The organism is Halorubrum sp. LN27, from assembly GCF_016635065.1.
GTDB lineage: Archaea > Halobacteriota > Halobacteria > Halobacteriales > Haloferacaceae > Halorubrum > Halorubrum salipaludis.
Genome location: NZ_JAEPET010000001.1, coordinates 2944219 through 2957491, shown reverse-complemented (window position 1 = coordinate 2957491; position 13273 = coordinate 2944219). Strand labels below are relative to the sequence as shown.

Below are 13273 nucleotides of genomic sequence, written 5' to 3'. Positions count from 1 at the left end.
AGTGCCGATCGTGCGGTGGCCTCGTCGCCACGAAAACTCCCGCCTGTCCGTACTGCGGAGCGACAGATGGCGGGACGAAGACGGTCCGTTCGTTGAAAACTGGTGAACCGGTGAAGACGACAAAGTCGCTGTACAATCGGGTCAAACTGATGGAGGAAGCATGACCCTCGACTGGCCCGCGGGCTTCGACCGGACACCTGCCAGCGAACGGAAGCGGTACCCCGGCGGCTTCGAGGTGAGCCGGTCGACCGCGTTCGACTCGATCGTCGAGGAGCTCGACAAGATGGACGCGGTGAACGTCGACGTCGAGACGGCGGCGCCGCACACCGCGCGTCACCCGCACAGGCCCTACAAGGACCGCGACCCGGATGATCCCGGCGTCGTGGTCTACTTCGACCGCGACGGACAGCGGTTCGCGGTCCCGTGCGACCGGTGGAACAACCTCCGGGACAACGCGAGAGCGATCGCGAAGTACCTCGACGCGAAGCGCGCGATCGAGCGCTACGGCGTCGCGACGGTCGAGACCGAAATGAGCACGCAGGCGCTCCCGAGCGGCGACGACGAGATCGTGGTCGCCGGCGGCGAGACGAAGGCGCCGCACGAGGTCCTCCAGATCCAGGAGGGCGCACCCGAGAAGGTGGTGAAGGCCGCCGCCCGTGCTCGGAAGGCGGAGACCCATCCGGACTCGGGCGGCGATCGCGCCGAGTTCGAGCGCGTCAACGACGCCGAGGAGGCGATGTTGGAGGGCGAGCGATGACGGACCTCGACCTCGCCGAGCCGCTCGTCGAGGAGATCTGCGAGAACCTCGACCTCTCCGAGGAGGCGACGGAGATGGCGACCGAGTTCGCGCATCGCGCGGACATGGAGCACCCGATCAACCGGTCGGGGCGCGTGGTCGCGGCGAGCGCGGTGTACTGCGCCGCGATGCTGGTCAACGAGAAGCGGACACAGGCCGAGGTCGGCGTCGCTGCCGACGGTGTCAGTGATGTCGCGATTCGCGGGTGCTATCCGGAGATCCTCGAACACGAGGAGTACTCGACGCCTGACGAGCACGCGATCGAGAACCCCGGCCACGGGCGAGAGCGCGTCCGCCGTAGCGAAGACGAGTCTCCCGGTCGCGGGGTGGTCGATCGAATCGCCTCGATGGTTCGGGGTGACCGATGAGCTACCGAGCAGTCTGTAAGGAGTGCCCGTGGACCGGCGATGCGACGACGCTCGTCGGGACTGGCCGAGAGGTCGACGAGCACCGTCAGGAGACCGGACACGCGGCGAAGGTCGAGAGGGACGACCGATGAGCGAGACCGCGGGTGATGGACAGCGTATCGATGTCGCTGGTCACCAGGTGTACCCGGAACAGCGGTCGCAACTGCCATGCCCGGTCTGCGACGGTGTCTCCGAGGTCTACTACCTCGGCTCTCGCTCCTCGCTCACTGCTGGAGACGAGCCGCGTGAGACAGTCGTCTCTGGGTGGGTATGCCCGGACTGCGAGTCGACGCTTGAGGTCCCGGATCGGGATCTGATGGGCGACTCGGATGTCGAAGAGTCCGACGTTATCGTGCGGGGAGATCAGCCATGAACGGGGATGGCATCGAACGCCGCGTCGTCGACGCCGAGCGCCCACTTACGGGGGTAACGTACGGGCCTGCGGTCGACGCCGACGGCTACGTCCTCACGCTGATCACCGCGGACGGTCCGCTCGAAGTCGAGTTCGACCAGGAGGCGATGTACCTCCTCTGGACAGAGGTCCGCGGAACGCCGTGGCCCGACCCGCCGACGTCGACCGAGTCGGACCTGCTCGTGAAGCGGCTCGTGGAGCTCGCGAACGGCGCCGACGAGGAGATGCTGCGCGAGGCGATCCGCGCGCTCGGAGGTGAGCGGTGAGGGACGACGAGTACGAGGCGCCGGAGGGGGGCGACGAGCTGATCCCGATGGCGCCGCGCGAGGCGCTCAACATCTGGCTCGAACGCCAGCAGATGGACAAGGCGGAGAGCACGGTTCAGAGCTACCGCTACCGTGTCGAGCCGTTCGTCGAGTTCCTCGAGGACGAAGGCGTCGAGAACCTGAACGACCTGAACGGGCGTCACCTGCTCCGCTTCGACTCGATGCGGCGGTCGAGCGGCGACGTTCAGAAGAACACGCTGAACAACCAACTCGGGACGATCCGGCAGTTCCTGGAGTTCGGCATCAAGGCGAACGCGGTCGAGGCCGCGGTCGCCAGTCAGGTCGACATCCCGCACGTCTCGAAGGACGAGCGGATCAACCGCGAGAAGCTGCCGACGCAGCGCGCGAAGGACATCCTCGCGTACCTCGACCGGTTCGAGTACGCGAGCCGCGACCACGTCCTCGCGTTCCTGATGTGGGAGACCGGCGCCCGCGCCGGGTCGCTCCGGGCGCTCGACCTGGAGGACGTCTACCTGGAGGAGGACGATCTCGATCGACTGCGGTACCAGGAAGACCTCGACGTCGGCGAGTCCGTCCTGGAAGAGATCCTCGGCGGCGTCGAGCTTCCGTTCCTCTACTTCCGGCACCGGCCGGAGACCGACACGCCGCTGAAGAAGAAGGCGAGCGGCGAGCGCCCGGTGAACATCTCGGACGAACTCGGCGACGTGCTCCGCGCGTACATTCGGCATCGCCGGAAGGACGGCACTGACGAGCACGGACGGAAGCCGTTGCTCGCCTCAGAGAAGGCGCCGGGACGGATCAGCGTCTCCGGGATCCGGGTCCGTGCGTACGTGATGACTCAGCCGTGCCAGGTCGGGAAGGAGTGTCCTCACGACCGCGATCCGGCTGACTGTGAGGCTCGTGTCCACGGTCAGCAGTCGCGTTGCCCGTCGGTCCGGTCGCCGCATAAGTGGCGGACGGGCTCGGTGACGTGGCATCGCGATCGCGGGTGGCCGCCCGAGGAGATCGCGGTGAAGATGGCGACCTCTGTGGAGCTCGTGAACAGCGTCTACGACCAACCTGAGAAGCTGAAGCGGATGGCGATCCGCCGGCAGCACCTCGATACTCTGTACGAATGATGAATCACACCACTACGGCGAGCGTCGGATGCATCGCAACTCAGAACAAGTTTGTGTCCTCAGCGGTCCCACTTCGACTTTTCACACCGTCAGCGGCGCCGATCCTCCTTCGCGAACGACTTCGGAACTTCAGACCCCCTCGACGAGCTGTCGCAGTTGGTCGGGCGACAGCGCGCCGCGCGCCGTCCGGCCCTCGTAGTCGAACGTCGGGACGCCGCCGACCCTCGCGTCCCGCGCTTCGGCGAACGCGCTCCGCAGCCGCGCGCGGCGGTCCTCGTCGCGGATCGCGCTCCGTATCTCGTTGCCCTCGATCCCGACCCCCTCGGCGAGATCGGCGAGCACGTCTGCGTCCCCGATCTCCCGCCCGTCGACCCAGAGCGCCTCGAATATGGCCTCGTCGAAGTCGAGCCACCGGTCCGGACGCGCCTCGCTCACGTACAGCGAGGCGACCTGAGCGTCGAACGAGTCCACGCGCTCGGGGAGGTCGTCGAGGTCGAGCATCGCCTCGGCGCCGTACTCGTCGCGCAGACGATCTACGTCCCGGCGGACCCGCTCGAAGTACTCCTCGTCTTTCCCGTCGTCGATCGAGTGGATGATCTCGCCGTCGGGGCCCCGCTTGTGACCGCGGAGGTCGTAGGGACGCCAGTCGATCGCGAGCTCGCGGTCCCGCGTCTCCTGGTACGCCGCGAGCGACCGGCGACCGAGGTAACAGAACGGGCAGACGTAATCCGAGTAGATCGCGACGGCGTCGTCGGAGTCGTCCATCACCGTCCGATACGGCCGCCGACCTGATAAGCGTCCGAGTGACCTGGGCGGTACCGCGAGCGGTGCGTCGGCCGGGGGAAGCGGCCGAGCCGGTAGCGGACCGGGAGCGGTCGAGAGGGGCGACCGGCTCCGGTCGCTCCTGGCGCTCCGCAACCACTAAACGCGGCTCGCTCCTTGCACCGGTAATGGCCGACTGGACGGAGAAGTACCGCCCGAGCACGCTCTCGGAGGTCCGCGGCAACGACAAGGCCCGCGACGCGTTCGCGGAGTGGGCGCGGTCGTGGGACGACCACCGCGAGGCCGTCGTCCTCCACGGGAGCCCGGGCGTCGGGAAGACGAGCGCGGCCCACGCGCTCGCGAACGACATGGGGTGGGAGACGGTCGAGCTGAACGCCTCCGACCAGCGCACCGCAGACGTCATCGAGCGCTTTGCGGGACGGGCCGCGCGCAACGCCACCCTCGGCGGGAGCGCGGCGGGCGGCGGCGCGGCCGGGGGCGACACGGCCTCCCGCCAGCTCGTCATCCTGGACGAGGCCGACAACATCCACGGCAACTACGACCGCGGCGGGGCCTCGGCGATCACGAAGCTGGTCAAGGAGTCGGGCCAGCCCATCGTCCTCATCGCCAACGACTACTACGACATGGCGCGTGGGCTCCGGAACGCGACACAGGAGATCGAGTTCCGCGACGTCTCCGCGCGCTCCATCGTCCCCGTCCTCCGCGACGTGTGTCGGAAGGAGGGGATCGAGTTCGAGTCCGACGCCTTAGAGCGGATCGCGGAGCGCAACCGCGGCGACCTCCGCGGCGCGATCAACGACCTGCAGGCCGCCACCGAGGGCCGGGACGCGATTGCGGTCGAGGACGTGGTCACCGGCGACCGCGACAAGGCGCTCGGCCTGTTCCCGTTCCTCGACGCGGTCCTCAAAGAGGAGTCGGCGGAGGAGGCGCTCCAGTCGGCGTACGCGGTCGACGAGACGCCCGACGACCTCACGAAGTGGATCGAGAACAACGTCCTCGACGTGTACGAGCCGATGGAGGCGGTCCGCGCGTACGACTTCCTCGCGAACGCCGACGTGTGGCTGGGGCGCGTCCGCGCCACGCAGAACTACTCGTACTGGCGCTACGCCACCGACAACGCTGCCGCGGGCGTCGCCGCCGCGCGCGACGGGGAGAAGGGCGGGTGGACCCGCTACGGCCGCCCGCAGTTCTGGTCGTCCTCGGACGCCACCGCGGACGAGGTGGTCGGGCAGATCGCGGCCGCGAGCGGGTGCAGCGTCGCGACCGCGCGCCGCGAGGTGCTCCCGTTCCTGCAGGCGGTCACCCACCACTGTAAGCCCCGGGAGCTGACGGTCGCGATGGCGGCGGCCTACGACCTCGACGAGGCGGGCGTCGCCTTCGTCACCGGCTCCGGCGAGTCGACGAACAAGGTGGAATCGATCGTCGAGGACGCGCAGGCGCTCCGCGAGGAGCGGATGGAGGACCACGCCGAGGGCGCCTTCGCCGGCGGTCGCCGCGGGCCGGACGAGTCCGGTCCGTCGGACGGCGGGGTCGACGGATCCGGCGGGGCCAGCGAGAACGGCGACGACGGCGCCGCTGCCGACCAGGCGGCGCTCGATGACGACGGGACCGCTGAGGACGGCGCCGCCGGCGAGGACGCCGCCGACGATGACGACGGGCAGGCGGGGCTGAGCGACTTCGTCTGAGCGAACGACGAACGGACGGGATCGGGCGGTGGGGTCGGGCGGTGGCGGTCGATTACGGTGTCACTCGCTCTGCGGCGTCTCCGAGCCGCTCCGAGAGCCGACCTCGGCGGATTCCGAGGCGGGGCTCTCGTTCGGTTCGGGATCGACGGCGCCGGTCCCCTCGGGGTCGGTGAGGTCGACGCCGGTGAACTCGAACCGGGCGCCGCCCGCCCGGCTCTCCGCCACCGACACCTCCCAGCCGTGGGCCTCCGCGATGCGGTCGACGATGGAGAGCCCGAACCCGGTCCCGTCGGTGTCGGTCGAGTGGCCCGGATCGAACACGGCGTCGCGGTCCGACGGGTCGATCCCCGCGCCGTCGTCGGCGACGTAGAAGCCGTCCGGCAGCCGACCCACGAACACCCGGAGCGACGGGTCGGTCTCGGACTCGTCGGTCTCGCCAGCGTCGCCTTCGAACGCGTCAGGCTCGGAGTCGGGTCCTCGCCCGCCGCCGAAGGCGTCCGGATCGATCCCGTCGCTCGCTCGCTCGGCGCTCCCGTCGCCGATATCGATCGAGATGTCGTCACCCGCCCCGTGTTCGATCGCGTTGCGGAAGAGGTTCTCCAGCGCCTGCCGGAGTCGCCCGCGGTCGCACTCGATCCACGGGAGCGGGTCGGCCACGACGAGATCGACGGCCTCCGGCGCGCCGATCGTCCGCCACGCCTGATCCACGACGGTCCGGAGGTCGATCGTCGCGGTCTCCTCGACCGTTCGCCCCTCGCGGGCGAGCGCGAGGAGGTCCCCGATGAGGTCGTCCATGTAGTCGAGGGCGTCCTGAGCGCGGTCCAGCCGCTCGTCGGCCTCCTCGCCGTCGAACTCCCGAGCTAGTTCGATGTTCCCCACCGCGACCGAGAGCGGATTCCGCAGGTCGTGCGACACGACGCTGGCGAACTCCTCTAACCGCTCGCGCTGCTGTTCGAGCTGTTTGCGGCGCTGGACCCGGTCGTCGGCGGGGAAGAGGTAGCCGACGACGTCGCCGTCCTCGTCGCGCGCTCCGCGCTCGTGGATCCACTCGCATTCGTCCCCGACCGACAGTCGATACGTCACGTCGACCGGGCCCTCGTCGAGCGCGTCGCGGAGCCGGCTCCTGTCCTCCGACTCGACGACCCGGAGCCAGTCGGACCGCGGCAGCGCCTCCGGGTTCAGCCGCGACTCGCCGGCGGCCTCGACGACGAGCTGCGTCGGATCGCCGTCCGGTCGCCGATACGCGACCCCCGGCCGACTTCCCATCGGCTGCGTCACACGTGATACACCCAACTGTTGGATAATAAACCTTTCTCGTGTATCAGCTTTGTTACTGGAGACGACGGCATCCAATCAACATTATCTGGCACTCAAACCCGTTAAAAGAGGGTCTTGCGGACAAAAACAAATCTCCTCGATAGTTCGGACACGTCTCTTATCACGGACAAAACACGTGTCTGACAGCCTGATCGCGGAAGTCGGTTTTAATCGCCTCCGGATCGTGGGGCCGGTATGCGCGCCGCGATCCTCCGCGAGTACGGCGAACCGCTGGACGTCCGCGAGGTCCCCGACCCGGAGCCCGGCCCGGACGGCGCCGTGGTTCGCGTCGCGGCCTGCGGCGTCTGTCGGAGCGACTGGCACGCGTGGGCCGGCCACGGCGAGTGGGCCGACGACCGCGTCCCCCGCGGACAGGTGCTCGGCCACGAGCCCGCCGGCGAGGTGGTCGCGGTTGGCGACGCGGTCGAGCGCTTCGCGCCGGGCGACCGCGTCGTCGTCCCCTTCTCGCTCGGCGACGGCACCTGTCCGCGCTGCCGGCGCGGACACGGGAACGTCTGCGACGACGGACGGGCGCTCGGCTTCGAGCCCGACGCCCCCGGCGCGTTCGCCGAGCGCGTCGCCGTCTCGGACGCCGACTACAACCTCGTCGAGCGCCCGCCGTGGCTCGGGGCCACCGCGGCGGCCGCGCTCGGCTGCCGGTACATGACGGCGTACCACGCCCTCGCGGAGCGGGCCGAACTCGGCGGCGGCGAGTGGCTGGCCGTCCACGGCTGCGGCGGCGTCGGGCTCTCCGCGGTCCAACTGGGCGACGCGCTCGGCGCCCGGACCGTCGCGGTCGACGTCGACGACGAGGCCCTCTCGTTCGCCCGCGATCTGGGCGCCGACGAGACCGTGAACCCGACCGATCTCGGCGACGGCGAGACCGCGGTGCCGGACCGGATTCGCGACCTGACCGACGGCGGGGCGACCGTCTCGGTCGACGCGCTCGGGATCGCCGAGACGTGCCGGAACTCGGTCCGGTCCGTGCGCCCCCGGGGGACGCACGTGCAGGTCGGGCTGACCACCGAGGCCGAGCGCGGCGAGGTGTCGCTCCCGACCGACTGGATGACCCGCTGGGAGGTGTCGTTCGTCGGCTCGCGCGGGATGCCCCCGACGAGCTACGACGACCTGTTCGCCCTGATCGAAGCGACCGACGTGGACCCCGCCGCGCTGGTGAGCGACGATCTGGCGCTCTCGGCGGTCTCCGACCGGCTCGCCGCGATGGACGAGTACGACGCGCGCGGCGTTGAGGTCGTCACCGACTTCGCGAACTGACGGTCCGCGGGACGGGGCCGCGTCTCACTCCTCGCTCCCGGAGCCGATCCCGGGGATGGCGACCCGGTCTTCGACGCGCTCCATCAGCTTCGACGCGGTGAGGACCAAGGCGAGGTACGTCACGCCGGTCACGACGAAGATGAGGGTGTACCGGAACGTCTCGGAGGCGATCTGGTCGGCCCGGTAGTAGAGCTCGGGGACCGTGATGAAGCCCGCCAGCGACGAGTACTTGATCAGGTAGACGAACTCGTTGGTCCACGACGGGATCGCGTACCGGAGCCCCTGCGGGAGCACGACGTAGTAGATCGTCTCCAGCTTCGACAGGCCGATCGCGCGGCCCGCGGTGATCTGCCCCTCCTCGACGCTCTCTAAGGCGCCGCGGATGTACTCCGCCTGGTAGGCCGCCCCGTTGAGCGTGAACCCGAGGATCGCCACCCAGACCACGTCCCGCGCGAACACGCCCGAGAGCGCGCCGGGGACGTAGCTCGCGAGGTTGAGCCCGTAGTAGAGCACGAACAGCTGCGCGAGGAGGGGCGTCCCCCGCAACAGCTCCGTGTACCCCAGCGAGAGCCACGCGGAGAACCGGCCGTACACGCGGGCCACCGCCAGCGGGACGGCGAGGACGAAGCCGACCGCGAGGCTCACGGCGGTGATCACGACCGTGAGCCACGTCCCCCGGGCCAGCTCCGGCGTGAGCTCGACGACGAACGCGGCGTCGGACGCGTACGCGGCGAGGCCCGGGATCGCCGCCAGCGTCGCCTCGACGGCGCCCGCCGGAACGAGCGGCTGTCCGACCGGCACGAGGACGCCCCCGAGCCATCGGTTGACCCAGCTCACGACGAGCCAGCCCCAGAACAGCGCCCCGGCGGCGACGAGGAGGAGCCGGCCGACCGAGCGGTCGGAGTCGGCCACGCGTTCCCGGACCGTCGCGGGTCTCGTCGCGCTCGCCATCAGTCGTGACTCGCGATCCGTTCGAGGAACCGGCCGGTCCGTTCCTCCTCGGGGTGATCGAACAGCTGTTCCGGCGGTCCCCGCTCGACCACGCGGCCGTCGTCCAAGAACACGATCTCGTCGGCGACCTCGCGGGCGAAGCTCATCTCGTGGGTGACCACGAGCATCGTCATCCCCTCGTCGACGAGCCCGTGCATCACCTCCAACACCTCGCCGATGAGCTCGGGGTCGAGCGCGCTCGTCGGCTCGTCGAACAGCATGAGCTTCGGCTCCATCGCCAGCGCGCGGGCGATGCCGACCCGCTGCTGTTGGCCCCCGGACAGCTCCGCGGGGTACGAGTCGAACTGCTCGCCGAGCCCGACGCGCTCCAGCTGCGCCTCGGCGCGCTCGCGGGCCGCCGTCTCCGAGAGGCCGAGCACGCGCCGCGGGCCGAGCGCGACGTTGCCCACCGCGGTGAGGTGCGCGAACAGGTTGAACCCCTGGAACACCATCCCGACCTCGCGGCGGAGCTCGTCGACGTCGAGGTCCGGCGAGAGCACCTCCTCGCCGTCCAGCAGGATCGACCCCTCCTGCGCCTCCGCGAGCCGGTTGACGCAGCGCAGCATGGTCGATTTCCCGGAGCCGGAGGGACCGATCAGGACGGTCACGTCGCCCCGGTCCATCTCGAAGGAGACCTCTTCGAGGACCTTCTCCTCGCCGTACCACTTCGAGACGTCCGACACGCGGAGGAACTCGTCGTCACTCACGCCGACTCCCCCTCCGGGATCGCGTAGTAGTCGCCGAGGTAGTCGAGCGCGCGGTTCGTCGTGAACGTGAGGACGAAGTAGATTGCACTGATGAAGAGGACCACTTCGAGCACCGCGGTCGTCTGCTCCGAGAACAGGTCGTACCCCCGTGTGAGCAGCTCAGCGAGCCCGATAGCGAACACGATGCTGGTGTCTTTCAAGACGATCGTGAACTCGTTTTGGAACCCCGGGATCGACCGGCGCAGGGCCTGCGGAACGACGACGTACCGGACCGCCTCGAACCGCGAGAGCCCGATCGAGCGTCCCGCCTCGAGCTGTCCCTCGTCGACGCTCGAAAGGGTCGCCCGGAAGATCTGCGACTGGTACGCGGCGCTGCGCAGGCCGAGCCCTAAGATTCCGGCGGTCATCGCCGAGGAGATCGTGGCGACGCCGAGGTTGATCTGCGGGACGCCGACGACGAAGTACATCACGATGAGGATCACGACGATCGGGGTCCCGCGGAGCACGATCCCGACCGTGCTGACTGCCCGTTTGAGGTAGCCGTCGCCGTACACCTCGACCGCGCCGGCCGGGAACCCGACGACGAACCCGAGCAGGATCGACGCGACCGTGAGCCCGATCGTCAACAGGGCGCCGACGCCGAGGTAGTCGGCGTTCCGGAACACGAACTCCCAGTCCACGGCCTCGCCGACGAACGACCAGTCGGCGGACTGCCCGACGGGCGCGAGCGTCGCGAGCCCGTCGCCGGCCGAGATCGGGAGGCCGCCGCACGCCGGGAGTTCGACCGCGGCGCTGGCGGCCGCGGCGAGCGCGAGCGTCGCCGGATCCGACATCCTACTCCTGACCGAACCAGGTGCTCGTGATCTCGCTGTACGTCCCGTCGTCGCGGACGGTCGCGAGCCCGTCGTTCAGCGCCGACTGGAACTCCGACTCGCCCTGCCGGATGCCGAAGCCGAACTGCTCGCCGGTCTCCTCGATGAACGCGACCTCCACGTCGCGGTTGGCCGCGAACGTCTCCGCGACGGGCAGGTCGATGACGACGGCGTCGACGTTCTCGTTCTCGAGGTCCTCGACGGCGAACACGTAGCTGTCGTACGAGGAGTAGTCGTCCTCGGAGATGATCTCGGGGTCGATGAGGTTCGACGACACCTGGTCCGCGCCGGTGGTCCCGGACTGCGCGCCCACGCGGACGCCTTCGAAGTCCTCCCACGACGACGGCTGGAAGTCGCCGCCCTCGCGCACGAGGATCGCCTGGTCGGACTCCCAGTAGGGGTCGGAGAAGGCGATCGTCTCTTGGCGGTCCTCGGTGATCGTCATCGCGGCGGCGATCACGTCGATCTCCTCGTTCTGGGTGAGCGCGGGGATGAGCGAGTCGAACTCGAAGGTGGCCCACTCGCCCAGCTCGTAGTCGGTCTCCGCGACGACGGCCTCCAGCAGGTCGATGTCGAAGCCGACCAGCTCGCCGTCCTGCTGCATCTCGAACGGCGGGAAGCCGGGCGCGGTGCCCGGGGTGATCGTGGTGCTGTCGTCGCCGAGGCAACCGGCGACGCCGGTCAGTCCGACGGCGCTTGCGCCACCGGTCAGCTTCAGGTACGTCCGACGGCTCACGTCCGTCTCCGTGCGGTATGACATACCGGTGGGTGAACGGGAACTGATTTCAACCTTTCCTCCTCGGGCGGGTCGTCCGCCCGACGGAGCCTCAGACGGGTCGACCGGCCCTCAGACGGATTGGCCGGCACTCAGTCGCCGCGCACCGGGCCCGCCGTCGTCCCCTCCGACCCGACGCCCCTGACCGCCCACGCGGCGCCGAGCGCGAGGGCAGCGGCGACGCCGAGCGCGACGAGGTTGAGCCGCTGCCAGAACGCGGTGTACAACACCAGGTCGCGGCCCAGAAGCAGGGTGGCGACCAGCGCGGCCATCGAGCCGGCCGCGAGCAGGCGGACCGTCGCCGCGGTCGACCGATCGAGCCCCGGGTAGCCGGTGCGGACGGCCTCCGTGGCGTACGCGACGGCGGCGACGAGGCCGAGGTGGCCGGCGAGCCCGGTCACGTAGAACCCCGCCTGCGCGCCCGGCGCGTAGGTGACGAACGGGACCGCCCGCGAGAACACCGCGCTGGCGACGATCCCCACGGCGGCGACGCCGACCGCGGCCCGGAGCAGTCTCGGGGAGCCGCGTCCGCCGCCCCAGATCGTCGCCAGCCCGAGCAGGGTGAAGATCCCCAGCGCGACGATCAGGTGGGCCGCGTGCGTCGACACCGTGTACCCCCCGGGAACGAGCCCGCCGAGGGTGACCGTGAGGGCGCCGACCGTGATCTGCAGCGGGAGGATCGCGACCGCGAGCGTCGCCGCCAGCCGGGTCCGGCGGTCGAGTCCGCCGACCCACGTCCACCCGGCGACGCCGACGATGAGGAAGCCGGTGACCATCGCCCACACGCGGTGGAACCACTCGATGAAGTCCGGGTTGATCGTCAGCGCCGGGATGAGCTGGTCGGAGCAGAGCGGCCACTGGGCCTGACACGCCAGCCCGGACCCGGTCGCCGCGGTGTAGACCCCGAGCGAGAACAACACCAGCGTCATCCCGGTCGTCGCCGCCGCGTATCGCCTGAACGTCAGCCACGCGGGCCGAAGACTCATTGGTCGAGTTCGGACGCGAGCGCACTTAGACCGTTCGGCCGCTCCGGGGGTGTGGGAACGCTGCCGACGGTCCTTAGGAGGACGTGCCACCGTCCGGCCGATTCAGCCGGACAGCTCCCGCTTCGCTCTCCGCGCCCGGTCCGACATCTCTTCGTTCCCCTCGACGTCGGCGAGGGTCTCGACCGCCTCCAGCTGCCGCACCGAGTCGTCGAGGAACGAGAGCACGTCGCCGGTGTAGGCGTACACCATGTAGTCGTCGCTCATCACGTCGACGATCGCCTGCGGGCCGAGCCCCTCGGCGCGCAGTTCGAGGACGTACCGCATGAACTTCTCCTCCGGGCAGCCGCAGTAGGGGTTCGCCTGACAGTCGCAGTCGAGGAAGTCCTCCGCGAAGTCCAAGATCCGGTCCCGCGTCGTCTCGTCCAGCTTCGAGAGCCCGTCGCCGGTGAACAGCATGTCGAGCGTCGCGCCGGCGAAGGCCCCCTTCGGGATGTTCGTCTCCAGCTGGGAGGCGAGCTGCCGGTGGTTCTTCACGTAGATCTTGTCGGTGAACGCCACGGTTGCCCGCCGATACGCCGGCTGGGAGTAAAAACGGCGTGGTCGTCACGGCGGTCGCCGGGCCGACCAGCTGTGACGATCACCGGACGACACCGCGTCACACGCCCGTCCGGGAGTCGTAACGGTTATTTATCAAAGCGGGATAGATATCGACGCGTGTCCGGGTTAGGGTAGTGGACTATCCTTCAGCCTTGTGGAGGCTGAGACGCGGGTTCAATTCTCGCACCCGGACCTTCTACGGCGAGCAACACCGCGAGCCGCGGGGATCCGCGGCGAATTGAACCGGGGAGGTCGCGCGCAGCGAA

General features: G+C 69.5%; 16 protein-coding genes and 1 tRNA gene. 9 read left to right on the top strand and 8 right to left on the bottom strand.

Annotated elements, in window-relative coordinates:
* The first annotated feature begins 160 nt into the window (after positions 1-160).
* From JIN95_RS14535 to JIN95_RS14515, 6 genes are read left to right on the top strand one after another with little or no spacing between them, the layout of a single operon-like run.
* Positions 161-757 carry a J domain-containing protein gene (locus JIN95_RS14535; protein ID WP_200531931.1) on the top strand — a complete coding sequence of 199 codons (597 nt, stop codon included), beginning with the start codon at positions 161-163 and terminating at the stop codon, positions 755-757.
* Positions 754-1164 (top strand): hypothetical protein, encoded by a 411-nt coding sequence (locus tag JIN95_RS14530; protein WP_200531930.1) that lies wholly within the window; start codon positions 754-756, stop codon positions 1162-1164. The genes JIN95_RS14535 and JIN95_RS14530 overlap by 4 nt, the downstream gene beginning before the upstream one ends.
* Positions 1161-1295: a hypothetical protein gene (locus JIN95_RS16430; protein ID WP_255521291.1), complete on the top strand. Its 135-nt coding sequence runs from the start codon at positions 1161-1163 to the stop codon at positions 1293-1295. Before JIN95_RS14530 ends, JIN95_RS16430 begins: the two co-directional genes overlap by 4 nt.
* The gene (locus tag JIN95_RS14525) at positions 1292-1576 is read left to right on the top strand and encodes a hypothetical protein (RefSeq protein WP_200531929.1); all 285 of its coding nucleotides are present in this window, start codon (positions 1292-1294) and stop codon (positions 1574-1576) included. The genes JIN95_RS16430 and JIN95_RS14525 overlap by 4 nt, the downstream gene beginning before the upstream one ends.
* On the top strand, positions 1573-1881 hold the full coding sequence (locus tag JIN95_RS14520) for a hypothetical protein (protein ID WP_200531928.1): 309 nt from the start codon (positions 1573-1575) through the stop codon (positions 1879-1881). The genes JIN95_RS14525 and JIN95_RS14520 overlap by 4 nt, the downstream gene beginning before the upstream one ends.
* The gene (locus JIN95_RS14515; RefSeq protein WP_200531927.1) at positions 1878-3020 is read left to right on the top strand and encodes a site-specific integrase; all 1143 of its coding nucleotides are present in this window, start codon (positions 1878-1880) and stop codon (positions 3018-3020) included. Before JIN95_RS14520 ends, JIN95_RS14515 begins: the two co-directional genes overlap by 4 nt.
* Positions 3021-3149: 129 nt before the next feature.
* Here JIN95_RS14515 and JIN95_RS14510 read toward each other — a convergent pair whose 3' ends face one another.
* Positions 3150-3785, bottom strand: a complete 636-nt coding sequence (locus JIN95_RS14510; protein WP_200531926.1) for a DsbA family protein — start codon at positions 3783-3785, stop codon at positions 3150-3152.
* 185 nt (positions 3786-3970) lie between these two features.
* On the opposite strand from JIN95_RS14510, the gene JIN95_RS14505 reads away from it, so the two are divergent.
* Positions 3971-5488 carry a replication factor C large subunit gene (locus JIN95_RS14505; RefSeq protein ID WP_200531925.1) on the top strand — a complete coding sequence of 506 codons (1518 nt, stop codon included), beginning with the start codon at positions 3971-3973 and terminating at the stop codon, positions 5486-5488.
* A 60-nt stretch (positions 5489-5548) separates the two neighbouring features.
* Here JIN95_RS14505 and JIN95_RS14500 read toward each other — a convergent pair whose 3' ends face one another.
* Positions 5549-6754, bottom strand: a complete 1206-nt coding sequence (locus tag JIN95_RS14500; RefSeq protein WP_200532164.1) for a HAMP domain-containing sensor histidine kinase — start codon at positions 6752-6754, stop codon at positions 5549-5551.
* A gap of 246 nt (positions 6755-7000) precedes the next feature.
* Here JIN95_RS14500 and JIN95_RS14495 point away from each other — a divergent pair, with 246 nt between their 5' ends.
* Positions 7001-8080, top strand: a complete 1080-nt coding sequence (locus JIN95_RS14495; RefSeq protein WP_200531924.1) for a zinc-dependent alcohol dehydrogenase family protein — start codon at positions 7001-7003, stop codon at positions 8078-8080.
* Positions 8081-8104: 24 nt separating this feature from the next.
* On the opposite strand, the gene JIN95_RS14490 is transcribed toward JIN95_RS14495, so the two are convergent.
* The 6 genes from JIN95_RS14490 to JIN95_RS14465 form a co-directional block, all read right to left on the bottom strand.
* Positions 8105-9031 carry an amino acid ABC transporter permease gene (locus JIN95_RS14490; RefSeq protein WP_200531923.1) on the bottom strand — a complete coding sequence of 309 codons (927 nt, stop codon included), beginning with the start codon at positions 9029-9031 and terminating at the stop codon, positions 8105-8107.
* Positions 9031-9777, bottom strand: a complete 747-nt coding sequence (locus JIN95_RS14485) for an amino acid ABC transporter ATP-binding protein (protein WP_095637235.1) — start codon at positions 9775-9777, stop codon at positions 9031-9033. The genes JIN95_RS14490 and JIN95_RS14485 overlap by 1 nt, the downstream gene beginning before the upstream one ends.
* Entirely contained in the window at positions 9774-10610 is an 837-nt protein-coding gene (locus tag JIN95_RS14480; RefSeq protein ID WP_095637236.1) for an amino acid ABC transporter permease, read from the bottom strand. The genes JIN95_RS14485 and JIN95_RS14480 overlap by 4 nt, the downstream gene beginning before the upstream one ends.
* A 1-nt stretch (position 10611) precedes the next feature.
* Positions 10612-11409: a basic amino acid ABC transporter substrate-binding protein gene (locus JIN95_RS14475; RefSeq protein ID WP_095637237.1), complete on the bottom strand. Its 798-nt coding sequence runs from the start codon at positions 11407-11409 to the stop codon at positions 10612-10614.
* A 107-nt stretch (positions 11410-11516) separates the two neighbouring features.
* Entirely contained in the window at positions 11517-12410 is an 894-nt protein-coding gene (locus JIN95_RS14470) for a COX15/CtaA family protein (protein WP_255521289.1), read from the bottom strand.
* Positions 12411-12512: 102 nt separating this feature from the next.
* Complete coding sequence (locus tag JIN95_RS14465) at positions 12513-12968, bottom strand: DUF5814 domain-containing protein (protein WP_200531922.1); 456 nt, start codon at positions 12966-12968, stop codon at positions 12513-12515.
* 159 nt (positions 12969-13127) lie between these two features.
* Between JIN95_RS14465 and JIN95_RS14460 the strand changes: the two genes are divergently transcribed.
* Positions 13128-13200 (top strand) — tRNA-His (locus tag JIN95_RS14460).
* Positions 13201-13273: the final 73 nt, after the last annotated feature.